Origin of the sequence: Pseudomonas sp. PDM20, assembly GCF_014852575.3 — a bacterium.
Lineage (GTDB): Bacteria > Pseudomonadota > Gammaproteobacteria > Pseudomonadales > Pseudomonadaceae > Pseudomonas.
The window spans coordinates 315948-340899 of record NZ_CM181224.1; the positions used below are offsets into that span (position 1 = coordinate 315948).

21 protein-coding genes are annotated in these 24952 nt (G+C 65.5%); 17 read left to right on the forward strand and 4 right to left on the reverse strand.

Annotated elements, in window-relative coordinates; translation table 11 throughout:
* Positions 1 to 8 precede the first annotated feature (8 nt).
* The 4 genes from IB261_RS01540 to IB261_RS01555 all read left to right on the forward strand — a co-directional run bounded on the left by IB261_RS01540 (position 9) and on the right by IB261_RS01555 (position 4141).
* Entirely contained in the window at positions 9 to 767 is a 759-nt protein-coding gene (locus IB261_RS01540; RefSeq protein ID WP_081519501.1) for a TerC family protein, read from the forward strand.
* A 169-nt stretch (positions 768 to 936) separates the two neighbouring features.
* A complete protein-coding gene (locus tag IB261_RS01545) occupies positions 937 to 1566 on the forward strand; it encodes a LysE family transporter (RefSeq protein ID WP_081519502.1) in 630 nt (209 codons plus the stop codon).
* A gap of 128 nt (positions 1567 to 1694) precedes the next feature.
* The gene (locus tag IB261_RS01550) at positions 1695 to 3596 is read left to right on the forward strand and encodes a cytochrome c/FTR1 family iron permease (RefSeq protein WP_151189005.1); all 1902 of its coding nucleotides are present in this window, start codon (positions 1695 to 1697) and stop codon (positions 3594 to 3596) included.
* Between the two features lie 74 nt (positions 3597 to 3670).
* Positions 3671 to 4141 carry a YaiI/YqxD family protein gene (locus IB261_RS01555; RefSeq protein ID WP_081519504.1) on the forward strand — a complete coding sequence of 157 codons (471 nt, stop codon included), beginning with the start codon at positions 3671 to 3673 and terminating at the stop codon, positions 4139 to 4141.
* A gap of 57 nt (positions 4142 to 4198) precedes the next feature.
* On the opposite strand, the gene elbB is transcribed toward IB261_RS01555, so the two are convergent.
* The gene (gene elbB, locus IB261_RS01560; RefSeq protein WP_081519505.1) at positions 4199 to 4852 is read right to left on the reverse strand and encodes an isoprenoid biosynthesis glyoxalase ElbB; all 654 of its coding nucleotides are present in this window, start codon (positions 4850 to 4852) and stop codon (positions 4199 to 4201) included.
* Positions 4853 to 4991: 139 nt separating this feature from the next.
* Between elbB and IB261_RS01565 the strand changes: the two genes are divergently transcribed.
* Positions 4992 to 6230 carry a sterol desaturase family protein gene (locus tag IB261_RS01565; protein ID WP_192383376.1) on the forward strand — a complete coding sequence of 413 codons (1239 nt, stop codon included), beginning with the start codon at positions 4992 to 4994 and terminating at the stop codon, positions 6228 to 6230.
* 13 nt (positions 6231 to 6243) lie between these two features.
* On the opposite strand, the gene IB261_RS01570 is transcribed toward IB261_RS01565, so the two are convergent.
* The gene (locus IB261_RS01570) at positions 6244 to 6804 is read right to left on the reverse strand and encodes a DedA family protein (RefSeq protein WP_026079304.1); all 561 of its coding nucleotides are present in this window, start codon (positions 6802 to 6804) and stop codon (positions 6244 to 6246) included.
* Positions 6805 to 7037: 233 nt separating this feature from the next.
* Between IB261_RS01570 and hemB the strand changes: the two genes are divergently transcribed.
* Positions 7038 to 8060 (forward strand): porphobilinogen synthase, encoded by a 1023-nt coding sequence (gene hemB, locus IB261_RS01575; RefSeq protein ID WP_151189008.1) that lies wholly within the window; start codon positions 7038 to 7040, stop codon positions 8058 to 8060.
* Between the two features lie 21 nt (positions 8061 to 8081).
* Complete coding sequence (gene ppk1, locus IB261_RS01580; protein WP_081519508.1) at positions 8082 to 10286, forward strand: polyphosphate kinase 1; 2205 nt, start codon at positions 8082 to 8084, stop codon at positions 10284 to 10286.
* A 287-nt stretch (positions 10287 to 10573) separates the two neighbouring features.
* Here ppk1 and ppx read toward each other — a convergent pair whose 3' ends face one another.
* Positions 10574 to 12076 carry an exopolyphosphatase gene (gene ppx / locus IB261_RS01585; RefSeq protein ID WP_081519509.1) on the reverse strand — a complete coding sequence of 501 codons (1503 nt, stop codon included), beginning with the start codon at positions 12074 to 12076 and terminating at the stop codon, positions 10574 to 10576.
* 190 nt (positions 12077 to 12266) lie between these two features.
* On the opposite strand from ppx, the gene trxA reads away from it, so the two are divergent.
* The 4 genes from trxA (at position 12267) to IB261_RS01605 (ending at position 16806) form a co-directional block, all read left to right on the forward strand.
* Positions 12267 to 12593: a thioredoxin TrxA gene (gene trxA, locus IB261_RS01590; RefSeq protein ID WP_081519510.1), complete on the forward strand. Its 327-nt coding sequence runs from the start codon at positions 12267 to 12269 to the stop codon at positions 12591 to 12593.
* A gap of 238 nt (positions 12594 to 12831) precedes the next feature.
* Positions 12832 to 14094 (forward strand): transcription termination factor Rho, encoded by a 1263-nt coding sequence (gene rho, locus IB261_RS01595; protein ID WP_015475046.1) that lies wholly within the window; start codon positions 12832 to 12834, stop codon positions 14092 to 14094.
* Positions 14095 to 14199: 105 nt separating this feature from the next.
* A complete protein-coding gene (ubiD, locus tag IB261_RS01600) occupies positions 14200 to 15666 on the forward strand; it encodes a 4-hydroxy-3-polyprenylbenzoate decarboxylase (protein WP_081519511.1) in 1467 nt (488 codons plus the stop codon).
* A gap of 171 nt (positions 15667 to 15837) precedes the next feature.
* Complete coding sequence (locus IB261_RS01605; protein ID WP_192383375.1) at positions 15838 to 16806, forward strand: CDP-6-deoxy-delta-3,4-glucoseen reductase; 969 nt, start codon at positions 15838 to 15840, stop codon at positions 16804 to 16806.
* A gap of 67 nt (positions 16807 to 16873) precedes the next feature.
* On the opposite strand, the gene IB261_RS01610 is transcribed toward IB261_RS01605, so the two are convergent.
* Positions 16874 to 17794 (reverse strand): LysR substrate-binding domain-containing protein, encoded by a 921-nt coding sequence (locus tag IB261_RS01610; protein WP_081519513.1) that lies wholly within the window; start codon positions 17792 to 17794, stop codon positions 16874 to 16876.
* Between the two features lie 233 nt (positions 17795 to 18027).
* On the opposite strand from IB261_RS01610, the gene IB261_RS01615 reads away from it, so the two are divergent.
* From IB261_RS01615 to IB261_RS01640, 6 genes are all read left to right on the forward strand, one after another.
* Entirely contained in the window at positions 18028 to 19146 is a 1119-nt protein-coding gene (locus IB261_RS01615) for an ABC transporter ATP-binding protein (RefSeq protein ID WP_192225519.1), read from the forward strand.
* 12 nt (positions 19147 to 19158) lie between these two features.
* Positions 19159 to 20085: an ABC transporter permease gene (locus IB261_RS01620; RefSeq protein WP_081519515.1), complete on the forward strand. Its 927-nt coding sequence runs from the start codon at positions 19159 to 19161 to the stop codon at positions 20083 to 20085.
* The gene (locus tag IB261_RS01625) at positions 20085 to 20891 is read left to right on the forward strand and encodes an ABC transporter permease (protein WP_174824627.1); all 807 of its coding nucleotides are present in this window, start codon (positions 20085 to 20087) and stop codon (positions 20889 to 20891) included. The genes IB261_RS01620 and IB261_RS01625 overlap by 1 nt, the downstream gene beginning before the upstream one ends.
* Positions 20892 to 20951: 60 nt before the next feature.
* Entirely contained in the window at positions 20952 to 21947 is a 996-nt protein-coding gene (locus IB261_RS01630; RefSeq protein WP_412548121.1) for an ABC transporter substrate-binding protein, read from the forward strand.
* 176 nt (positions 21948 to 22123) lie between these two features.
* Positions 22124 to 23584, forward strand: a complete 1461-nt coding sequence (locus IB261_RS01635; RefSeq protein WP_192383374.1) for an amidase — start codon at positions 22124 to 22126, stop codon at positions 23582 to 23584.
* A gap of 29 nt (positions 23585 to 23613) precedes the next feature.
* A complete protein-coding gene (locus IB261_RS01640; RefSeq protein WP_192383373.1) occupies positions 23614 to 24948 on the forward strand; it encodes a malonyl-CoA decarboxylase in 1335 nt (444 codons plus the stop codon).
* Positions 24949 to 24952 lie beyond the last annotated feature (4 nt).

A 24952-nucleotide genomic window follows, 5' to 3' on the forward strand; every position in this document is an offset into this window, starting at 1 on the left:
TCCCCACTATGGAATGGCTCACTAGCCCTGAGATCTGGGTTGCCTTTCTGACCCTGACTGCCCTGGAAATCGTACTGGGCATCGACAACATCATCTTCATCTCGATCCTGGTTGGCCGCCTGCCGCCCGCCCAGCAACCCAAGGCGCGTTTCTTCGGCCTGGCGCTGGCGATGGGCACGCGTATCCTGCTGCTGCTGTCGATCACCTGGGTGATGCGCCTGACGGCCGACCTGTTCACGGTGTTCGACCACGGCATCTCCGGGCGCGACCTGATCCTGTTCTTCGGTGGCCTGTTCCTGCTGTTCAAGAGCACCATGGAAATCTTCCACAGCCTCGAAGGTGCGGAAGAGGGCGGCCAGCAAGGCGGCAAGTCCCGCGGCTTCATGGGCATCATCATCCAGATCGCGATCATCGACATCGTCTTCTCGCTGGACTCGGTGATCACCGCCGTGGGCCTGGTGCAGCACGTACCGGTGATGGTCGCGGCCATCGTCATCTCGGTCGGCGTGATGATGCTGTCGGCCGGCACCATCAGCGCCTTCATCGAGAAGCACCCGTCGCTGAAGATGCTCGCGCTGTCGTTCCTCATCGTGGTCGGCACCGTGCTGATCGCCGAGGCCTTCGAGATCCACGTGCCCAAGGGCTACGTGTACTTCGCCATGGCCTTCTCGCTGGCAGTGGAGGCGATCAACATCCGCCTGCGCGGCGCCCTGGCGCGCAAGCGCGGCGAGGAGCCGGTGAAGCTGCGCAAGGACATCCCGAGCTGATCGGTCTGTCGTGAAACGAAAAAGCCCGGCCCAGTGCCGGGCTTTCTGTTTGGCGCTCCGGCGACGGTCATCCGACCTTCGTCGGCCAGGCTGGGCGAGTCGGCGCGACTGAGGCACACTGGCTCCCCGTAACAAATTATTGCGCCTGCCTGGCGCCGTGAGGTCAGCAATGCTCGCCAGTACCTGGTTCGCCTTCTTCATCGCCTGCTGGGTGATCAGCCTGTCGCCCGGCGCCGGGGCCATTGCCTCGATGTCCTGCGGGCTGCAATACGGCTTCTGGCGCGGTTACTGGAATGCCCTGGGCCTGCAGATCGGCCTGGCGCTGCAGATCGCGATCGTCGCTGCAGGCGTCGGCGCGCTGCTCTCGGCCTCGGCAGTGGCGTTCAGTGCGATCAAGTGGTTCGGCGTGGTGTACCTGGTCTACCTCGCGTACCGCCAGTGGACCGCTGCCCCGCAGGTGATGGCAGCGAGCGGCGAGCGCCCTATCGGCCGGCCGCTGACCCTGGTGCTGCGCGGCTTCCTGGTCAACGCCAGCAACCCCAAGGCGGTGATCTTCATGCTCGCGGTGCTGCCGCAGTTCGTCGACCCGCACCGTCCGATGGCGATCCAGTACGTGATCATGGGCGTCACCATGATCACCGTGGACCTGATCGTCATGGCCGGCTACACCGGCCTGGCCGCGCGCGTACTGCGCGCCCTGCGCTCGCAACGCCAGCAGCGGGTGATGAATCGGACTTTCGCGACCCTCTTCGTAGGCGCCGCCGCACTGCTCGCCACCGTCCGCCGCGCACCGGCCTGAGGGGGATTTCCTGGCTCCGGAGTGCCCTCATGAGCGCTTCGGACGCAACTCTGCGGGACATTTGTCCTTGCATAGACGGAAACCTGAGGTGACAATTTAACCTCTTTCATTCTCATTTACCTTTCCGTATGCGCCCCTCCAAACTTTTCGTCTGGCTGTTGCCGCTGGTCGGTCTCTTCAGCCTTGGAGCTCACGCCGACACGGCTGTCGACCCCTCCCAAGCCCTTCACCTGCTCAGCTATCTCGCTGCCGACTACCCGGCCACCGTCACTGACGGCAAGGTCGTGGACGAGAGCGAATACAAGGAGCAGCTGGAGTTCGTCGGCAATCTGCAGGCGCTGATCGTCACCCTGCCGGCCGCCCCCGAACGCGCCGACCTGGAAAAGGACGCCGCCAGCCTCAAGCAGGCCATCGAGCAGCGCCTCCCCGGCAAGCAGGTCGCCCAGCAGGCCCGTCATCTGGAGGCGCGCGTCGCCGATATCTACCAGGTGGTGCAGACCCCTTCGATCACCCCGGACCCGACTCGCGCCGCCGAGATCTACACCCAGCAGTGCTCGATCTGCCACGGTGACGCCGGCAAGGGCGACGGACCGGCGGGCATCGGCCTGGAGCCGCCGCCGGCCAACCTGACCGACCGCGCTCGCCTCGACCAGCTGAGTCTGTATGACCTGCGCAACGTCATCGGCCTGGGTGTTTCCGGCACCGACATGCCGGCCTTCGCCGACCAGCTCGACGAGCGTCAGCGCTGGGACCTGGCGTCCTATATCGCCGGCCTCAGTGCCGGTCAGGCCAAGGCCGATCCGGCCCACGCCTACCCGCTGGCGACCCTCTCGACCCAGACCCCGGCCGATGTCGCCGAGCGCGATGGCGAGGCAGCGGCCGAGAGCTTCCGTGCCCTGCGTGCCCACCCGCCGCTGGAGCACCGTGGTCCGGCGCAGCAGATCGACTACACCTCCGCGACCCTGGACAAGAGCTTCGCCGTGTACCGCTCCGGCGACCACGATCAGGCCTACGACCTGTCCGTGGCGGCCTACCTGGAAGGCTTCGAGCTGGTGGAAAGCTCGCTGGACAACGTCGACGCCGACCTGCGCAAGGCCACCGAGAAGCAGCTGATGGCCTACCGTCAGGCGCTGCGTGACGGCCTGCCGGAAGCCGAAGTGGCTCAGCAGCTGGCACTGGCCAAGGCCAAGCTGGCGGACGCCGCCAAGGCCCTGAGCGGCGACTCGCTGAGCACCTCCATCAGCTTCGTCTCGGCCCTGCTGATCCTCCTGCGCGAAGGCGTGGAAGCGATCCTGGTGCTGGCCGCGATCCTCGCCTTCCTGCGCAACACCGGGCAGGAGAAGGCCGTGCGCGGCGTCCACATCGGCTGGGGCCTGGCCTTCGTTGCCGGCTTCGCTACCTGGGCAGTCGCCGCCTACGTCATCGACATCGGCGGTGCCCAGCGCGAGCTGATGGAAGGCTTCACCTCGCTGTTCGCCTGCGTGATGGTGCTCTGGCTCGGCGTGTGGATGCACGACCGCCGCCACGCCGCCGCCTGGCAGGACTACATCCGCAGCAGCCTGGTGGGCGGCGGTGGCCGCTTCGGTTTCGCGGTGCTGGCGTTCTTCTCGGTCTACCGCGAGCTGTTCGAGGTCATCCTGTTCTACGAGACCCTCTGGCTGCAGGCCGGCCCGGCCGGTCACAACGCAGTGATCGCTGGTGCGGGCACCGCCGTGGTGATCCTGATCGCCATCGCCTTCGTGATCCTGCGTGGCTCGGCGAAGCTGCCCCTGAAGCTGTTCTTCACCGTCAACGCCGCGCTGCTGTGCGCCCTGTCGGTGGTCTTCGCCGGCCACGGCGTGGTCGCCCTGCAGGAAGCCGGCGTGATCGGTACCCGCCCGGTGCCCTTCTTCGACTTCGACTGGCTCGGCATCAAGGCCGACGCCTACTCGCTGTCGGCCCAGGCCGTGGCGCTGGTGGCGGTGGCCGTGCTCTACGGACGCAGCTACTTCTCCGAGCGCCGCAAGGCCGCCGAGATCGCCTCGTCCTGAGGCGATAGCTGAGCGATACACGACGGCCAGTGCGATACTGGCCGTCGTGCTTTCTGGAGATTGGTTTTCCGATTATGCGTATCTGGATCGATGCCGACGCCTGCCCGCGCGCGGCCAAGGAACTGGTGGCCAAGTTCGCCCTCAAGCGCAAGCTCGAGGTGGTGATGGTCGCCGGCCAGCCCGTGGCCAAGCCGCCGTTCGCCTGCGTCAGCCTGATAGTGGTGCCCAGCGGGATGGACGCCGCCGACGATTACCTGGTGGAGCAGGCCGAGCCCGGCGACCTGGTGATCTGCAGCGACGTGCCGCTGGCCGACCGGCTGGTGAAGAAGGGCGTCGATGCGCTGGACCCGCGTGGCCGCGAGTTCGACGAGAAGAACATGGGCGAGCGCCTGGCCGTGCGCAACCTGTTCACCGACCTGCGCGAACAGGGCCAGGTGGGGGGAGGGCAGGCGCCCTACGGCGACAAGGACCGCCAGGCCTTCGCCAACGGCCTGGACCGGCTGCTGACGCGCCTGCTGCGCGAGGCGGAGAGCCGCAAGGGCTGATCTGGCACAAAACGAAAACGCCCGGCATTGCCGGGCGTTTTGCGTTCAGCGTACCGCTCAGGCCAGTTCCAGCACCCGGTCGACCGCCTTGTTGATGCCGCTGGCGGCTTCGGCGATGGATTGCGCGAGCATGTAGGCCGGGGTGGTGACCAGCTTGTGGTCCTTGTCCTCGACGATGTCTTCCACGGCGCAGTCGATGTGCTTGGCGCCCATGCTGGTCAGCGCCTGGGCGGTGCCTTCGTCGGTGCCGATGGTGCATTCCACGCCGGCGCCATAGATGCGCGCGGCCAGGGCTGGGGCGATGCAGAGCAGGCCAACCGGCTTCTTCGCCGCGGCGAAGGCCTTGGCCAGGGCCAGTACGTCCGGCTGTACTTCGCACTGGTCGCCCTTGAAGGCGAAGTCGCTGAGGTTCTTCGCCGCGCCGAAGCCGCCGGGCACGATCAGTGCGTCGAAATCTTCCACCTTGGCTTCGCGCACGTCCTTCACCTCGCCACGGGCGATGCGCGCGGATTCCACCAGCACGTTGCGGCTCTCGGCCATTTCCTCGCCGGTGAGGTGGTTCAGCACATGGTGCTGGGCGATGTTCGGGGCGAAGCACTGCACCTTGGCGCCGCGCTGGGAAAGACGCAGCAGGGTGATCACGCTTTCGTGGATCTCGGCGCCGTCGTAGACGCCGCAGCCGGAGAGGATGACGGCAACTTTCTTCTGCATGGACTGCTCCTGTTCGAGGATGTCGGGCATGTCGCGATATGCCGCCCGGCTTGGCGCCGGCGGTCGGGGCCGGCGCGGAGGTAGAGGCTAGGATCAACGAATCTGGGCCTTCCCATAAGCATAACGACTCGGCCACGCCATGAACTACATCCTCTTCGCCGTACCCTTCTTTTTCCTCCTGATTGCCATCGAGTTGCTCGCCGACCGCTGGCGTGGCATGCGCACCTACCGTCTGAGCGACGCGCTGAACAGCCTCAGCGCCGGTGTGCTGTCCACCACCAGCGGCCTGCTGACCAAGGGGCTGGCGGTGCTCACCTACGCCATCGCCTGGCAGCATCTGGCGCTTTTCGAGATGTCCACGCAGAACCTCTGGGTCTGGGTGTTCGCCTTCGTCTTCTACGACTTCTGCTACTACTGGAACCACCGCCTGGGCCACGAGCGCAACGTGCTCTGGGCTGCCCACTCGGTGCACCACCAGAGCGAGGACTACAACCTCTCCACCGCGCTGCGGCAGACCAGTACCGGCTTCATCTTCGGCTGGATCTTCTACCTGCCCATGGCCGTCGCCGGCGTGCCGCCGCTGGTGTTCCTCACGGTCGGCGCGCTGAACCTGCTCTACCAGTTCTGGGTGCACACCCGGCACATCCCCAAGCTGGGCTGGTTCGAGTGGGTCTTCATCACCCCGTCCAACCACCGCGTGCACCACGCGCAGAACCCGGTCTACATGGATCGCAACTACGGCGGTGTGTTCATCGTCTGGGACCGCCTGTTCGGCACCTTCCAGGAGGAGCTGGACGAGGAGCCGGTGGTATTCGGCGTGACCGTGCCGCTGGCCAGCTGGAACCCGCTGTGGGCCAACCTGCAGGTCTACGCGCACCTGTGGAACGATGCGCGCCGCGCCGGCAGTACCTGGGACAAGCTGCGCATCTGGTTCATGCGTACCGGCTGGCGTCCCGCGGACGTTGCCCAGCGCTACCCCATGGCCAAGCCGGACCTGGCGTCCTTCCGCAAGTTCGAGGTGCCGCTGACGCGTGGCCGGCAGTGGTACGCCGGACTGCAGTTTGCCATCTACGTGGTGGTCGGCACCTGGTTGCTGGGTGTCGGCGAGCACTGGCAGGTACTGCCGCTGGTGATTGGCTGGAGCTGGATGGCTTTCGGGCTCTACGCCATCGGCTGCTGGCTGGAGAACCGTAGCTGGGCGCTGCGCCTGGAACTGCTGCGATTGGCGCTGAACGTGCCGGCAGTGGCGGCCATGGCGCTATGGGGAGGGATCGAGCTGCCGCAGTGGGCGCCCTGGGCGCTGGCGGTCTACTCGCTGCTCAGCCTGATCGGTCTGCTGGGCCTGCGGCGCGCCGAGCGCCTGCCGCAGGTGGCCTGATCGGCCGGGGTGCTCAGTCGGTCTTGCTGGCCTTGAAGCGGCGACGCAGCCAGAACAGCAGGCCGATCACCACGAGGCCACCGAGGACCATGAGTTCGTACTTCTTGATGTTGCCCAGTACGCCTTCCAGCACGCTGCCGAAGTAGAAGGCAGCGCTGCCCAGCACAGTGGCCCAGACTATGGCGCCGATGCCGTTGAGCAGCAGGTAGCGTGCCGGCGGGTAGCCGGACAGGCCGATGGCCACCGGCATCACGGTGCGCAGGCCGTAGACGAAGCGGAAGCTCAGCACCCACAGGTCGGGATGCTTGCGTACGTGTTCCAGGGCCTTGTCGCCCATCTTCTGCCAGCGCGGTTTGCGCGCAAGCAGCTTGCGACCGTGGCGGCGGCCGAGGAAATACCAGAGCTGGTCACCGGCGTAACTGCCGAAGAAAGCCACCGCGATGACGTACTCCAGCTGCATGTAGCCGCGGAATGCCAGGAAGCCGGCCAGGACCAGAATGGTCTCACCCTCGAAGAACGTGCCGAGAAACAGCGCGAAGTAGCCGAAATCCTGCAGGAATTGTTGGAGCATTATCGAGGCAACGCAGCGAAATGAACGCGAAGCCTAACTCGGTTGTCGTCCGCAGGGAAGGCACCCCACTCCGCACAACTGACCTGGAACAAGCCTGTGCCGGTGCAGAGCGGCGGCTTGCCGCTGCGGCAGGATGCCGCGACCAAGGGTCACTGTTACCGGTTGTTACCAATCGGTCATAATTCAGGGCTATAACTGTCAGACTGTGCCTGCTGTATCAGGCCCTGGAGTACGCCGTGAGCTTCATTCCCGCCGATCGTGCCTTCCCCTTCACTCGTCTGCGTCGCAACCGTCGTGACGAATTTTCCCGCCGTCTGGTGCGCGAAAACGTCTTGACCACCAACGACCTGATCCTTCCGGTGTTCGTCCTCGACGGCAAGAACCAGCGTGAAGCGGTGCCCTCGATGCCGGGTGTGGAGCGCATGTCCATCGATCTGCTGCTCAAGGAAGCCGAAGAGCTGGTAGAGCTGGGCATCCCCGCGCTGGCGCTGTTCCCGGTGACCCCGCTGGAGAAGAAATCCCTCGATGGCGCCGAAGCCTTCAATCCCGACGGCATCGCCCAGCGCGCCACCCGCGCCCTGCGCGAGCGCTTCCCGGAGCTGGGCATCATCACCGACGTGGCGCTGGACCCGTTCACCAGCCACGGCCAGGACGGCATCCTCGACGAGGACGGCTACGTCCTGAACGACATTTCCGTTGATGTGCTGGTCAAGCAGGCGCTTTCCCACGCCGAGGCCGGCGCCCAGGTCGTGGCTCCCTCGGACATGATGGACGGCCGTATCGGCGCGATCCGCGAGGCCCTGGAATCCACCGGCCACATAAACACCCGCATCATGGCCTACTCGGCCAAGTACGCCAGCGCCTACTACGGCCCGTTCCGCGACGCCGTCGGCTCCGCCGCCAACCTGGGCAAGGGCAACAAGGCCACCTACCAGATGGACCCGGCCAACAGCGACGAAGCGCTGCACGAGATCTACGCTGACCTCGCCGAGGGCGCCGACATGATCATGGTCAAGCCGGGCATGCCGTATCTCGACATCGTTCGCCGGGCCAAGGACGAATTCCGCGCGCCGACCTTTGTCTACCAGGTCAGCGGCGAGTACGCGATGCACATGGCCGCGATCAACAACGGCTGGCTCAGCGAGGCGGTGATCCTCGAATCGCTGCTGGCCTTCAAACGCGCGGGCGCAGATGGCATCCTGACCTACTTCGCCAAGCGCGCGGCGCAACAATTGAAAAAAATCAAAAGTGCGGGCTGACCCCCGTCGATGAGACGAGCGATGAATACCGAAGGCATTAGCGAAACCGAAGTTATCGAAGCTGACACCACCGCTGAAATCACCGAAGTCGTCGTGGAGGAGGTCGCCGAGGCGACGCCGCCACCCGTCGAGCCGGCGGTGCCCGCGATCAACGTGGACGACAGTGCCCTCTATATTCATCGCGAGCTCTCGCAGCTGCAGTTCAACATCCGCGTGCTGGAACAGGCGCTGGACGAGTCCTACCCGCTGCTGGAACGCCTGAAGTTCCTGCTGATCTTCTCCAGCAACCTCGACGAATTCTTCGAGATCCGTGTTGCCGGCCTGAAGAAGCAGATCACCTTCGCCCGTGAACAGGCCGGCGCCGACGGTCTGTTGCCGCACCAGGCGCTGGCGCGCATCAGCGAGCAGGTGCACGAGCAGGTCGCCCGCCAGTACAGCATCCTCAACGACATCCTGTTGCCGGAGCTGGCCAAGCACGACATCCGCTTCATCCGCCGCCGCTACTGGACGCCGAAGATCAAGGCCTGGGTCCGTCGCTTCTTCCGCGACGAGATCGCGCCCATCGTCACCCCGATCGGCCTCGACCCGACCCACCCGTTCCCGCTGCTGGTGAACAAGAGCCTGAACTTCATGGTCGAGCTCGAAGGCCTGGACGCCTTCGGCCGCGACTCCGGCCTTGCGATCATCCCGGCGCCGCGCTCACTGCCGCGGATCATCCGCCTGCCCGAAGAAGTCGCCGGCCCTGGCGACAACTACGTGTTCCTCTCGTCGATGATCCACGCCCACGCCGACGACCTGTTCCACGGCATGAAGGTGAAGGGCTGCTACCAGTTCCGCCTGACCCGTAACGCCGACCTCTCGGTGGATGCCGAGGACGTCGAGGACCTGGCCCGCGCACTGCGTGGCGAGCTGTTCTCGCGCCGCTACGGCGATGCGGTGCGTCTGGAGGTGGTGGATACCTGCCCGGTGCCGCTGTCCAACTACCTGCTCAAGCAGTTCGGCCTGTCCGAGACCGAGCTGTACCGCGTCAGCGGGCCGGTCAACCTGACCCGCCTGTTCAGCGTCACCGGTCTGGCCAGTCATCCGGAGCTGCAGTCCCCGCCGTTCACCCCGGCGATCCCCAAGCTGCTGCAGAAGAAGGAAAACCTGTTCAACGTGCTGGGCAAGCTCGACGTGCTGCTGATGCACCCGTTCGAGTCCTTCACCCCGGTGGTCGACCTGTTGCGCCAGGCCGCCAAGGACCCCAGCGTGCTGGCGATCAAGCAGACGCTGTACCGCTCCGGGGCCAACTCGGAGATCGTCGACGCACTGGTGGAAGCCGCGCGTAACGGCAAGGAAGTCACCGTGGTGATCGAGCTGCGGGCGCGCTTCGACGAAGAATCCAACCTGCAACTGGCCAGCCGCCTGCAGCAGGCCGGCGCGGTGGTGATCTACGGCGTGGTCGGCTTCAAGACCCACGCCAAGATGATGCTCATCCTGCGTCGCGAGGACGGCGAGCTGCGCCGTTACGCGCACCTGGGCACCGGCAACTACCACGCCGGCAATGCCCGCCTGTACACCGACTACAGCCTGCTGACCGCCGACGTGGCGCTCTGCGAGGACCTGCACAAGCTGTTCAACCAGCTGATCGGCATGGGCAAGACCCTGCGCATGAAGAAGCTCCTGCACGCGCCCTTCACCCTGAAGAAGAACCTGCTGGAGATGATCAACCGCGAGGCCGCCCAGGCTGCCGAAGGCAAGCCGGCGCACATCATGGCCAAGGTCAACTCGCTGACCGACGCCAAGGTCATCCGCGCGCTGTACAAGGCCAGCCAGGCCGGCGTGAAGATCGACCTGGTGGTGCGCGGCATGTGCTGCCTGCGTCCGGGAGTGCCGGGCGTGTCGCACAACATCCAGGTGCGCTCGATCATCGGCCGCTTCCTGGAGCACAGCCGGATCTACTACTTCCTCAACGGCGGCGAGGAGAAGCTCTATCTCTCCAGCGCCGACTGGATGGAGCGCAACCTCGACATGCGCGTGGAGACCTGCTTCCCGGTGGAAGGCAAGAAGCTCGTGCTGCGCGTGAAGAAGGAGCTGGAGTCCTACCTGAGCGACAACACCCAGGCCTGGGTGCTGCAGTCCGACGGCAGCTACGTGCGCCAGAGCCCCAGCGGCAACCAGAACGCCCGCAACGCCCAGGCGACCCTGCTGGAGCGCCTGTGCACGCCGGTGATCAGCGTTCGCTGATCCGCCGTCGTTGCATAAAGAAGCCCTGCCTTGGCAGGGCTTCTTTATGGCTGAGCTTTCGCAGGAGCAGCGGAGGTTCTGGTAGAGCGCATGACGCGCAAGCGCTATCCGCCCTACGTCTGGCACCGAACTCAAACTGTAGGAGCGGGCCGCGCTCGATCGTCAACGTGGAGAGCGGATTGCGCCGTACGGGATTTCGCGGGCATGGCCCGTTCCTGCAGGTCATGCCTGGAAATGCAAAGGCCCCGGCGCGCAAGCGCCGGGGCCTTCGTCTGTTGCGGGGGAGATCAGCTCACGCTGAGCGAATAGCCCACGCGCTTGAGCCATTCGGCTTCCTGCTCGAAGTCCGCCTGGGTCAGCGGGTTGGCGGCCAGCCAGCCGTCCGGGAAGCGCACGTCCAGCGACTTGCCGGAAGCCTTCAGGGCCACGGCCGGCATTTCCTGTGTGCCACGGATGTGGTGGAAGAGGATGGCGAAGCGCAGCACGATGCACAGGCGGATCAGCTTGTCGCCCTCGTCGCCCAGCTCGTTGAACTTGTCCACCGGGATGTTGCGGCGGTGGCCGCGCACCAGCAGGGCCAGGGTCAGCTGGTCCAGGCGCGAGAAGCCGGCCAGGTCCGAGTGCTCCAGCAGGTAGGCGCCGTGCTTGTGGTAGTGGTAGTGGGCGATGTCCAGACCCAGCTCGTGGACGCGCGCGGCCCACATCAGCAGCTCGCGGTGGCCCTCGTCGTTCAGGTCCCAGGCCTTGGAAACCTGGTCCAGGGATTCCAGCGCCTTGGCCTCGACGCGCGCGGCCTGTTCCGGATCGACGTGGTAGCGCTCCATGAGTGCGCCGATGGTGCGCTCGCGGACGTCCTCGTGGTGGTGGCGGCCCAGCAGGTCGTAGAGCACGCCTTCGCGCAGGGCGCCTTCGGAGTGGGTCATGCGGGTCAGCTCGAGGGCGTCGAACAGCGCCTCGAGGATCGCCATGCCGGCCGGGAAGATCGGCCGGCGGTCCGGCTTGATGCCGTCGATGTCGAGCTTCTCGACCTCGCCCAGCTTGAACATCTTGCGCTTGAGCCAGGCCAGGCCTTCGGGGTTGATCTCGCCGTTGCCGTGGCCGCCGGCCTGGATCGCCAGGCAGATCGCACGGATGGTGCCGGAGGCGCCGACGGCCTCGTCCCAACCCAGGCGGCGCAGGCTGTTCTCGATGCTCATCAGCTCCAGGCGGGCCGAGGTGTAGGCCTGGGCGTAGCGCGCCGGGGTGATCTTGCCGTCCTTGAAGTAGCGCTGGGTGAAGCTCACGCAGCCCATCTGCAGGCTCTCGCGCAGTTGCGATTCGAACTGCTGGCCGATGATGAACTCGGTGCTGCCACCGCCGATGTCGACCACCAGGCGCTTGCCGGGGTTGTCCGGCAGGGTGTGGGACACGCCCAGATAGATCAGGCGCGCTTCTTCGCGGCCGGAGATGACTTCCACCGGGTGGCCGAGGATCTGGTCGGCTTCGCGGATGAATTCGGCACGGTTGCGCGCTTCGCGCAGGGCGTTGGTGCCCACCACTCGAACCGAACCCGGCGGCATGCCGTTGATGAACTGGGCGAACTGCTTCAGGCAGTCGTAGCCGCGCTGCATGGCTTCCGCGGTGAGCATGCGGTCCTCGCCGATGCCCGCGGCCAGCTGGACCTTCTCGCCCAATCGCTCGAGGATGCGGATCTCGCCGTGATCGGCCTTCGCCAGGACCATGTGGAAACTGTTCGAGCCAAGGTCAATGGCCGCGATCATCGGAAAGGTCTTGGCAGGGGTATGGGGCATAGGGGCGGGTCCGGATAAATACGGGAGACATCCTGCCATTTTAGGCAGGTAGTGCCAATGAAGGGGTTGTCACCGATCAGAAGTCGCCGCGGCAGCGATAGATACACTCAATCGGCTGTGCCTTTCGGTGTGGGCCGAGGCGGGATATGATGGCGGACACTTTTTCGCATCCGATTGACGGAGAGAATACATGAGCGAACATATCGTCAATGTTACCGATGCCAGCTTCGAGCAGGACGTACTGAAGTCCGATAGTCCCGTGCTGGTCGACTACTGGGCCGAATGGTGCGGCCCGTGCAAGATGATCGCCCCGGTACTCGACGAGATCGCCAAGGACTATCAGGGCAAGCTGAAAGTCTGCAAGCTGAACATCGACGAGAACCAGGACACCCCGCCGAAGTACGGCGTGCGTGGCATTCCGACCCTGATGCTGTTCAAGGGCGGCAACGTCGAAGCGACCAAGGTCGGCGCACTGTCCAAGTCGCAGCTGGCTGCCTTCCTCGACAGCAACATCTAAGTCGAAGAAGCCCGAAAAACCCCGCCAATGCGCGGGGTTTTTTCGTTATTGCCCCTAGACGCTCCGAAACTCGGGTGTTAAATTCGGGCGCACAACGATTATTTCGTTGTCCCCTGCAAGCCGTCGCCGACGCACTTCCCATTCGAATTCCAAGCGATCCTGTCCGTCATCTACGGCGCGGCTCTTCAAGCATCACGCTTGTTCCCTTTTCCCCTTTCAGCGTATTTACGTCCCTTCTATGAATCTGACCGAACTCAAGCAAAAGCCGATTGCCGAATTGCTGGAAATGTCCGATGCCATGGGCCTGGAAAACATGGCCCGTTCGCGCAAACAGGACATCATCTTCGCGCTGCTGAAGAAGCATGCGAAAAGCGGTGAGGAAATCTCCGGTGACGGCGTGCTGGAGATTCTCCAGGATGGCTTCGGCTTCCTGCGCTCCGCCGATTCCTCGTACCTGGCCGGCCCCGACGACATCTACGTCTCGCCCAGCCAGATCCGTCGCTTCAACCTGCGCACGGGCGATACCATCATCGGCAAGATTCGGCCGCCGAAGGAAGGCGAGCGTTACTTCGCCCTGCTGAAAGTCGACTCGATCAACTTCGATCGTCCGGAGAACGCGAAGAACAAGATTCTCTTCGAGAACCTGACGCCGCTGTTCCCGACCAAGCGCCTGACCATGGAAGCCGGCAACGGCTCCACCGAGGACCTCACCGGCCGTGTGATCGACCTCTGTTCGCCGATCGGCAAGGGCCAGCGCGGCCTGATCGTCGCCCCGCCGAAAGCGGGCAAGACCATCATGCTGCAGAACATCGCCTCGAACATCACCCGCAACAACCCCGAGTGCCACCTGATCGTCCTGCTGATCGACGAGCGCCCGGAAGAAGTGACCGAGATGCAGCGCACCGTGCGCGGCGAAGTGGTCGCCTCCACCTTCGACGAACCGCCGACCCGCCACGTGCAGGTTGCCGAGATGGTGATCGAGAAGGCCAAGCGCCTGGTCGAGCACAAGAAGGACGTGATCATCCTGCTGGATTCCATCACCCGTCTGGCCCGTGCCTACAACACCGTGATCCCCAGCTCCGGCAAGGTGCTCACCGGTGGTGTCGACGCCCATGCCCTGGAAAAGCCCAAGCGCTTCTTCGGCGCCGCGCGCAACATCGAGGAAGGCGGTTCGCTGACCATCCTCGCCACCGCGCTGATCGAAACCGGCTCGAAGATGGACGAAGTGATCTACGAGGAATTCAAGGGTACCGGTAACTCGGAACTCATCCTCGACCGTCGCATCTCGGAAAAACGCGTGTTCCCGGCGATCAACATCAATCGCTCCGGCACCCGTCGCGAAGAGCTGCTCACCGGTGAGGAAGAGCTGCAGCGCATGTGGATCCTGCGCAAGATCCTCCACCCGATGGACGAGATCGCCGCCGTGGAATTCCTCCTCGACAAGCTGCGCCAGACGAAGACCAACGACGAGTTCTTCGACTCCATGAAGCGCAGCAAGTAAGCGCTCTGCGAGACCAACGAGGCCGGGGAAACCCGGCCTTCGTGTTTCTGCAAGGCGCTGATAGGCGGTAGACTGTCGCATCATCCTGCCGCCATCGAGATCCTCATGCAGTATCGCGACCTGCGCGAGTTCATCGCTGCCCTGGAGCAGCGCGGACAGCTCAAGCGCATCCAGGCGCCGGTATCCCCGGTGCTGGAAATGACCGAGGTGTGCGACCGCACCCTGCGCGCCAAGGGCCCGGCCCTGCTGTTCGAAAAGCCCACCGGCTATGACATCCCCGTACTCGGCAACCTGTTCGGCACGCCCGAGCGCGTGGCCCTGGGCATGGGCGCCGAGGACGTCTCCGAACTGCGCGAGATCGGCAAGCTGCTGGCCTTCCTCAAGGAGCCCGAGCCGCCCAAGGGGCTGAAGGACGCCTGGTCCAAGCTGCCGATCTTCAAGAAGGTCATCAACATGGCGCCCAAGGTCCTGCGGGACGCGCCGTGCCAGGAAGTGATCGAGGAGGGCGACGACGTCGACCTGTCGAAGTTGCCGGTGCAGACCTGCTGGCCCGGCGACGTCGCGCCGCTAATCACCTGGGGCCTGACGGTCACCCGCGGGCCGAACAAGGAACGGCAGAACCTGGGCATCTACCGTCAGCAGGTGATCGGCCGCAACAAGGTCATCATGCGCTGGCTCAGCCACCGCGGCGGTGCGCTGGACTTCCGCGAGTGGTGCCAGAAGCACCCCGGCCAACCTTATCCGGTGGCCGTGGCCCTCGGCGCGGACCCGGCGACCATCCTTGGCGCCGTGACCCCGGTGCCGGACAACCTCTCCGAATACGCCTTCGCCGGCCTGCTGCGCGGGCACAAGACCGAGCTGGTCAAGTGCATCGGCAACGACCTGCAGGTGCCGGCCAGCGCCGAGATCGTCCTCGAAGGGGTGATCCATCCCGGCGAGATGGCCGATGAAGGCCCGTACGGCGACCACACCGGCTACTACAACGAGGTGGACCGCTTCCCGGTGTTCACCGTCGAGCGCATCACCCGCCGGCAGAAACCGATCTACCACAGCACCTACACCGGCCGCCCGCCGGATGAGCCGGCGATCCTCGGCGTGGCGCTGAACGAAGTCTTCGTGCCGATCCTGCAGAAGCAGTTCCCCGAGATCACCGACTTCTACCTGCCGCCCGAAGGCTGCTCCTACCGCATGGCGGTGGTGACCATGAAGAAGCAGTACCCCGGCCACGCCAAGCGCGTGATGCTGGGTGTCTGGTCGTTCCTGCGACAGTTCATGTACACCAAGTTCGTTATCGTCACCGACGACGACATCAACGCCCGCGACTGGAACGACGTGATCTGGGCCATCACCACGCGCATGGACCCCAAGCGTGACACGGTGATGATCGACAACACCCCGATCGACTACCTGGACTTCGCCTCGCCGATCTCCGGCCTGGGCTCGAAGATGGGCCTGGATGCCACCCACAAGTGGCCGGGCGAGACCAGCCGCGAATGGGGTCGGGTGATCGAGAAGGACCCGGCGGTGACCCGCCGCGTCGACGAAATCTGGGCGAGCCTGGGCATCGATTGACTCCCGCGCAATCCGGTTCACTGCGGTTTGTGGGAAACACTGAGGCGTAGGATGGGTGGAGCCCAGGCGATACCCATGCTGTCGGGAATGATGGGTATCGCTTCGCTCCACGCCATCCTACGGCGCAACCGGTGACAGCAGCTCCAATCTGTATAAGAACGAGAACAGCGCTTGAAAGTGACCTTGCAACCCTCCGGCGCCCAGCTTGAGCTGCGGCCCGGGGAACGTATCCTCGACGGTGCGCGGCGCCTGGGCTACGAGTGCCCGCAGAGCTGCCGCAACGGCAATTGCCATATCTGCGCGGCGCTGCTGGTGGAAGGCCGCGTACGCCAGGACGGCGAGGTGCGCGACCACGGCGAGCTCTTCACCTGCCTGGCCGAGCCGCTGGAAGACTGCGTGCTGCACTGGGACGGTGTGCTGGCCCCCGGCGAGCTGCCGGTGCGCAAGCTGTCCTGCCAGCTGAGCCTCTGCGAGCCGGTGGGCGGCGACGTCTGGCGCGTGCGCCTGCGTGCCCCGGCCGGCAAGCCGCCGCGCTACCACGCCGGGCAGTACGTGCTGATCGAGCGCGAGGACAGCGACCCGGCGGCCTTCTCCCTGGCCTCCGCGCCGCAGGAAGGGCGTGACCTGGAGCTGCATATCCTGGCCCGCGAAAACAGCGCCATCGACCTGCTGGCGCAGTTGCAGCGCGATCGCTTCGCCCGCGTGCAGATGCCCTTCGGCGACGCGCACCTGGCCGACCTGCCGGACGGCCCGCTGGTGCTGATCGCCGCCGGCACCGGCATGGCGCAGATGCACAGCCTGATCGAATTCTGCCGCGCGACTGGTTTCGCCCACCCGGTACACCTGTACTGGGGCGTGCGCCGCCCGGAAGACTTCTACGAGCTGCCGCACTGGGAGCAGTGGGAAAGCGTACCCAACCTGCACCTGCACAGGATCGTCAGCGACCTGTGCGGCTGGCAGGGGCGCTGCGGCCTGCTGCATGAGGCTGTGTGCGAGGACTTCGCCGAGCTGTCCGGCCTGCGTGTCTACGCCAGCGGCTCGCCGGCGATGGTCTACGGCACCCTGGATGCGCTGGTGGCGGCGGGCATGGACCCGCACCAGATGCGTGCGGACGTCTTCGCCTACGCCCCACGAGGCTGATTCAACTGTCTAGCGTCGTTGGAGCGACTCGCCGTGCCAGTCGCACTGTCTTCGGCACTCCGCCTAGCTATTCAGTCGACTCAGTCTCGTGGGTGGCATGTGGCGAGAATTCTTCCTGCAACGCCGCGCGAATCCAATCCTCGAACCAGGCCACATCGGCGCTCACCGCGCCGGTGGGCAGCAGCAGCTGGTAGCTCTCCAGCGGCACCTCCTCGGGTAGCGGCCGCACCAGCGTGCCGGCGGCCAGCTGGTGCTTCACCAGCACCAGGTTGGCCAGGGCGATGCCGTGGCCGGCCTCGGCCATGGACAGCGCGTGGTCGTTGCTGACGTAGAGCACGTCGGAGTTCACCCGCAGGTCCAGCCCGATGGTGGACAGCCAGAGGTTCCACCATTCGCCGTCGTCGACGTGGATCAGCTTGTGCTGCGCCAGCTCGTGCACGCTGCTCAGCGGGCCGTGCTCTTCGAGGTAGGAGGGCGAGCACACCGGGAAAACCGCCGGTCGCACCAGGGTGCTGTGGCACTGCGGATAGACGCCGGGAAGCCCGTAGACGATCCCCAGATCGGCGCTTTTGCCGTCCACTTCAGTGAAAGTCGGGTTGGGTTCCACCGCTACCTTCAGGCCGGGGCGCTGCTGGCGCAGGGTTTCCAGGCGCGGCATCAGCCAGCGCTTGGCAAAGGCCGGCACCACCAGGATCTTCAGCCAGCGCGCGGTGCCGCCGGGGGCCAGCTCGTGGCCGGCGTCGGCGATCTGCTGCAGGGCTGTGGATATCTTCGCGTAGTAGCGCTGCCCGGCCGGCGTCAGGCTCACCCCGCGCGGGGTGCGCTCGAACAGCTGCACGCCGAGCCAGTCTTCCAGCAGCTTCACGTGACGGCCGATGGCCGGCTGCGTCACATGCAGGTCTTTCGAGGCGGCGACATAGCTGCCCAGCCGGGCGGCGGCCTCGAAGGCGCGGACGGCATTGAGCGGCGGAAGACGCTGGATGGACATGGCGAGGCCTCGGGGGTATCAGCTTTTTAGCTGTTAAATTATTTAATATCGAATGTAAGAAAATTGAGCTTTCCGCTCAACCACCTTTCTTCGAATATCCGCCTCAACAACATCACAACTTGGGCCTGACCCAAGACCAGCGCTGCACCCCAGCGTCTCTAGTCCTGCCAGAACAACTACAAGATCCCCCGACCGCCTGCTGGTGGCGGAAGGGAAGGTACGGAGGTTTCACCATGAGTGCCCTGCACAGCCTGCAGACGGCGGCGGTCTCCATCCGCTCCGTGCGCAAGGTCTACGGCGACCCGGCGAGCGGTCCCGTCGCTCTGAAATGCGTCGACCTGGACATCCGCGACAACGAATTCTTCACCCTGCTGGGCCCCTCGGGCTGCGGCAAGACCACCCTGCTGCGAATGATCGCCGGCTTCGAGTTCCCCACCTCCGGGGAAATCCAGCTCTACGGCGAGAACATCGCCGACCGGCCGCCCTTCGAGCGCCCGGTGAACACCGTGTTCCAGCACTACGCGCTGTTCCCGCACATGACCATCGCCGAGAACCTGGCCTTCGGCCTGGAGTCCCACCCGATGGGCCAGCGCATGAGCAAGGCGCAGGTCGCCGAGCGCGTCCGCGAGATGCTCGCCCTGGTGCAGATGGAGCGCTTCGCCCAGCGCAAACCGACCCAGCTCTCCGGCGGTCAGCAACAGCGCGTCGCCCTGGCCCGCGCTCTGGCGCCGCATCCGAAAGTGCTGCTGCTCGACGAGCCGTTGTCCGCACTCGACCTCAAGCTGCGCCAGGCCATGCGCGAAGAGCTCAAGGCGATCCAGTCCAAGACCGGCATCACCTTCATCTTCGTCACCCATGACCAGGAAGAAGCCCTGACCATGTCCGACCGCATCGCCGTGCTCTCCGAGGGCGAGGTGCAGCAGGTCGGCCGCCCGGACGACATCTACGAAAACCCGCGCAACCGCTTCGTCGCCGACTTCATCGGCGAGACCAACTTCCTCCCGGCGCGGGTCGAGAACTTCGCCGGTGATTGCGCGCAGTACCGCATCCCCGGTGACCAGCTGATCGAGGCTCCGGCCCGCGAAGGCCTGAAGGTCGGCGCCGAAGTCACCCTGTCTATCCGCCCCGAGCGCCTGCAGCTGGTGGCCGAGGACACCCCGTCCGCCACGCCCTGCACCGTCGTCCAGCAGATCTACCTGGGCACTGACCTGCAGTACCAGGTCAGCCTTGCCGACGGCACCCGCCTGACAGTTCGTGCGCCCAACAGCGCCGGGCAACGCGGGCGTCTGGCAGCCGGGCAACGCGCCGGGCTGCTGTTCGAAAAAGGCAGCGCCAGCGTCCTGGTGGACTGAGCGGAGGTGAGCATGAACCGGTTATCCACAACCGCCGGCAATTCGCTGGAGCGGCGCCAGGCGCTGCGCAGCTTCCTCGGCGTGTCGCCCGCGCTGGTTTCCATCGGGCTGTTCCTGATCGTGCCGATCTTCATCGTGGTCGGTTACTCGCTGATGCAGGCCAACCCCTACGGTGGGGTGAACCCGCACTTCAGCATCGACGCCTATGTCTCGCTGCTGTTCGAGCGCCAACTCGACGACAGCCTGGCCTTCGCCGACTCCTACGTGATGATCGCCCTGCGCTCCATCGGCATTGCTGCGGCGACCACCGTCATCACCCTGCTGGTGGGCTTCCCGGTGGCGGTGTGGCTGGCGATGCAGCCGGCGCACCGTCGCGGCCTGCTGATCTTCCTGATCACCGTGCCGTTCTGGGCCAACCTGCTGATCCGCACCTACGCCTGGATCCTGCTGCTGCGCGGCACTGGCGTGGTCAACGGCACGCTGATGAGCCTCGGCATCATCCACCAGCCGCTGAACCTGCTCTACACCGACGGCGCCGTGCTGCTGGGCCTGGTCTACACCTACGCGCCCTTCGTCGTGCTGCCGATCTACGCCACCCTGGAAAAGATGGACATGCGCCTGCTCGAAGCGGCCCAGGACCTCTATGCCGGACGCATCCGTACCCTGCGCAAGGTGGTCCTGCCGATTGCCCGTCCGGGCATCCTGGCCGGCGCCATCCTCACCTTCGTGCCGTGCCTGGGCGCGATGATCGCCCCCGAACTGCTCGGCGGCGGCACCAAGATGATGCTTGGCAACCTGATCTTCCGGCAGTTCAGCGACTCGCGGAACTGGCCCTTCGGCGCGGCGCTGTCGCTGGTGCTGATGGGAGCCGTGATGCTGGTGCTGATGTTCTACGCGATGCGCGCCGAGCGCCTGCGCATCGCCCGGGGAGGTGAATGATGCTCTCGCTGCTGACCAAACGCCGTCTGGGTGTGCAGGATTTTCGTGGCTTCGGCGCGCTGAGCTTCCTGTTCTACCTGTACCTCTACGCGCCCATCGTGGTGCTGGTGGTGCTCTCGTTCAACGCCAACCAGTCCGCCACCGTGTGGACCGGCTTCAGCCTCGACTGGTACCGCAGCGCCTTCGCCAACCAGGCGCTGCGCCAGGCCGCCGGCAACAGCCTGCTGATCGCGGTCTGCGCCAGCGTGATTGCCACGGTGATCGCCACCCTGGCCGCGCTGGGCACCTCGCGCGGGGCCAAGTTCAAGGGCCTGCGGCTGTCCATGGGGGCGATCATGCTGCCGCTGGTGCTGCCCGAAATCGTCGTCGGCGTCGCCACCCTGGCGCTGTTCTCCACCCTCGGCCTGTCGCTGGGCTACGGCAACCTGATCATCGCCCACACGGTGTTCTGCATCCCGTTCGCCTACCTGCCGATCCGTGCCCGCCTCAACGACATGGACCTGTCTCTGGAGCAGGCCGCCGCCGACCTCTACGCCGGCCCCTGGCGGACCTTCCGCAAGGTGACCCTGCCGCTGCTGATGCCGGGGATTTTCTCCGGGCTGATGCTGGCCTTCATCGTCTCGCTGGATAACTTCGTGATCTCGATGATGGTCTCCCAGGCCGGCACCACCACCTTGCCGATCTTCATCTTCGGCCTGCTGCGCATGGGCGTGACGCCTGATGTGAACGCGGTGTCGACCCTGATCCTCGGCGTTTCCGTGCTGTTCGTAACCCTGTCCTACCTGCTCGGCAAGAAGAAGGCCTGAGCCCACATACCGGAGTAGAAGATGAGCAAACTGATCGCTGCTGTAGGGGCCTCGCTGGCCATGGGCCTGGTGGCCAACGTGCACGCCGCCGAACAACTGAACGTGGTGAGCTGGAGTGGCTATTTCACCCCGCAGATCCTCGAGAAGTTCGAGAAGGAAACCGGCATCAAGGTGACCGTGGACTCCTACGACTCCAACGAAACGCTGCTGGCCAAGCTCAAGCAGGGCGGCACCGGCTACGACGTGGCCATTCCCTCGCACCAGTTCGTGCCGATCCTGATTCAGGAGAAGCTGCTGGAGCGCTTCGACCCGGCCAGCCAGCCTTACTACGCCAACGTCGAGGACAACCTGAAGAAGCCCACCTGGGACCCGGAAGGCGCCTACGCCGTCCCCTTCATCTGGGGCACCACCAGCGTGGTGCTGGACAGCGCCAAGTACAGCGGCCCGGCCGACAGCTACTCGGTGCTGTTCACCCCGCCGGCGGAGCTGCAGGGCAGGATCAACATGTTCGATTCGGCGAGCGAAGTGATCGACACCGCCAGCCTCTACCTGGGCATCCCGCTGTGCAGCGAGGACCCCAAGCAGATGCAACAGGTGCTGACCCTGCTGAAGACCCAGAAGCCCTTCGTGAAGACCTACAGCTCCAAGGCCGGTTCGATCCGCGAGAACCTGGCCTCGGGCGAAGTCGACATGTCGATGTTCTGGGGCGGCTCGTCGATGCGCGCGCGTGAGATGAAGTCCAGCCTGAAGTACCTCTACCCGAAAGAGGGCGTGATGGCCTGGGTGGACAACCTGGTGATCCCGGCCGGCGCCAAGCACCCGGAGAACGCGAAGAAGTTCATCGCCTTCCTCAGCCAGCCGGAGAACTCGGCGATGACCCAGAACTTCCTCAAGCACCAGAGCCCGATCAAGGGCGTTGAACCTTTCCTCGATGCCAGCCTGAAGGATGCGCCGGAACTGCACATCCCCGAGGGCACCAAGGTGGTGTTCAGCAAGACCTGTGGCGAAGGCGCGATCCGCCTGGCCGACCGTATCTGGACCAACCTGATGCGCTGATCCCCGACCGGGAAAGCCGCCGACCGACGCTGCTCGCGTCCACCTTCGTGGACGTGCCGGCAGCGTGCGGCCCGGCGAACACGATATTCGCTACAAGCCCCATCCGCTGATGGGGTCGTTGAACCCGACCGAACCTTCCCGTTGCGGGAAATCCTGATGAAAAAAGGCCTCGTTCCATGAGCCAGAACAACAAGCAAAACGAACTCGCCCAGCTCCAGGCCCACGAACTGGCCCAGCGCATCCGCCTGCGCGAAGTTTCCTGCCGTGAAGTGATGCAGGCGCACCTCGAGCAGATCGAGCGCTACAACCCGGCGGTCAACGCCATCGTCAGCCAGCAGCCGGACGATCTCCTGCTGGCCGAAGCCGACCAGCGCGACGCCGACCTGGCCCGTGGCGAATACCGTGGCTGGATGCACGGTCTGCCCCATGCGGTGAAGGACCTGTCGCTGACCCAGGGCATCCGCACTACCCTAGGCTCGCCGCTGTTCCGCGACTACCTGCCCGAGCGCGACGGCATCATGGTCGAGCGCATCAAGGCGGCCGGCGCGATCATCATCGGCAAGACCAACACCCCCGAATTCGGCCTCGGCTCCCACAGCTACAACCCGATCTTCGGTGCCACCGGCTGCGCCTACGCGCCCGAGCGCACCGCCGGCGGCAGCAGCGGTGGCGCAGCGGCGGCCCTGGCGCTGCAGATGGTCCCGGTGGCCGACGGCAGCGACATGATGGGCTCGCTGCGCAACCCGGCGGCCTTCAACAACATCATCGGTTTCCGTCCGTCCCAGGGCCGCGTGCCCTTCGACGACAGCGCCGACCTGTTCATCGACCAGATGGGCTACGAAGGTCCCATGGGCCGCAGCGTCCGCGACGTGGCGCTGCTGCTGTCGGTACAGGCCGGCGGCGATGCCCGTGCGCCGCTGTCCATCGCCGAGAGCGGCGAGCAGTTCGCCGGCCGGCTGGAACGCGACTTCAAGGGCGCGCGCCTGGGCTGGTTGGGTGATCTGGGCGGCCACCTGCCCATGGAGAAGGGCGTGCTGGAGCTGTGCCGCAAGTCCTTCGCCGACTTCGAAGCCATCGGCTGCCACGTCGAGGAGACCGCCATGGGCTTCTCGCCCGAGCGCCTCTGGGACACCTGGCGTACCCTGCGCCACTGGATGGTCGCCGGCTCCCTCGGCGCGGCCTACACCGACCCGGCCAAGCGCGAGCTGCTCAAGCCCGAGGCGATCTGGGAAGTGGAGAACGGCCTGAAACTCTCCGCCATGGACGTGTTCCGCGCCTCCGCCGCACGCAGCGACTGGTACCGTGCGATCAGCCGACTGTTCGAGCGCTACGATTACCTGTTGCTGCCCAGCGCCCAGGTCTTCCCGTTCGACAAGACCTGGGACTGGCCAAAGGAAATCGCCGGCCAGGCCATGGACACCTACCACCGCTGGATGGAAGTGGTGATCCCGGCCACCCTGTCCGGTTGCCCGGCGGTCAACGTGCCGGTGGGCTTCAATGAGCAGGGCCTGCCCATGGGTATCCAGATCATCGGCAGGCACCAGGCCGACATGGCCGTGCTGCAACTGGCCCACGCCTACGAGCAGGCCTCGCGCTGGTATCAGCGCTGCCCGCCGCCCATGCTGGCGGGGGTGTAACTCCGTTATCCACAAGCTGAGGGGGACGCATGAATATCAGCTTCTTCCAGGAACTGCTGCAAAGCATCACCGAGCGCGGCCGGCAATTGCTCGAGTCGCGCGAGCCGGCGCCGGGCAATGCCCAGGCGCTGGCGCAGGCTTGCCACAAGCTGATCTCCAGCCACGGCGAAGCCTCGGGCGTGGCCCTGGCGCAGCAGGTCCTGTGCGCCTACCGGGATTGTCCGCAAGACCAGCAGAAGGCCTTCTTCGACACCCTGCTGAAGGATTTCGCACCACCCCACGATGCGCTGGCGCAAGCCTGCCAGCGCTACCTCGACGAACCGTCGTCGGCCAACACCACGGCATTGTTCGAAGCCAGCGAACCGCCGCGCCAGGAGCTGTTCCGCCGCCTCAACCAGGCACCCGGCGGCACCGCCGAGCTGATTGCCATGCGCCGCCTGCTGTTGCAGGAGCTCAAAGCCAATCCGGAGCTGGCAGCCGTGGACCACGACCTGCAGCACCTGCTGGCGTCCTGGTTCAACCGCGGCTTCCTGGTGCTGCGGCGCATCGACTGGTCGACCCCGGCATCGATCCTGGAAAAGATCATCAGGTACGAGGCCGTCCACGCCATCAAGGACTGGGATGACCTGCGCAGCCGCCTGCAGCCGTCCGACCGCCGCTGCTTCGCCTTCTTCCACCCGGCCCTGGCCGACGAGCCGCTGATCTTCGTTGAGGTGGCGCTGACCCGCGCCATGCCGGGCGCGATTGCAGAGATCCTGGAAACAAAGAGTCCGGAGGGCAAGCCGGCTGATGCGTCGGCAGACGAGCCCGATACCGCGGTGTTCTATTCCATCAGCAACTGCCAGGACGGACTGCGCGGCATCTCCTTCGGCAACTTCCTGATCAAGCAGGTGGTGGAGGAGCTGGCGCGGGAGATTCCCGGCCTGCGCCAGTTCGTCACCCTGTCGCCGGTGCCCGGCTTCCGCCGCTGGCTCGACAGCCTGGGGGAGGACCCGCAGCTGGGCGCGACAGCCGCCGAGCTGCTCAAGGCACTCAAGCCCGACGCCGCGCCGCCGCCACGCACGGAGCAACCGATGCTGGCGCTGGCCGCCGAATACTTCCTGCATGCCCGCAACGGCGCGGGTTTCCCGCTGGACCCGGTGGCGCGCTTCCACCTGGGCAACGGCGCGCGCCTGGAGCGTCTGAACTGGCGCGGCGACCTCTCCGCCAGCGGCCTGCGCCAGGCCGCCGGGCTGATGGTCAATTACCGCTACGAACTGCGCCAGATCGAAAAGAACCACGAAGCCTACGCCAACCAGGGCGCGGTCACCGCCTCACCCGAGGTGCGCAAACTGGCCACCCTGTCGGCGAAAACAAAACGCTAGGACC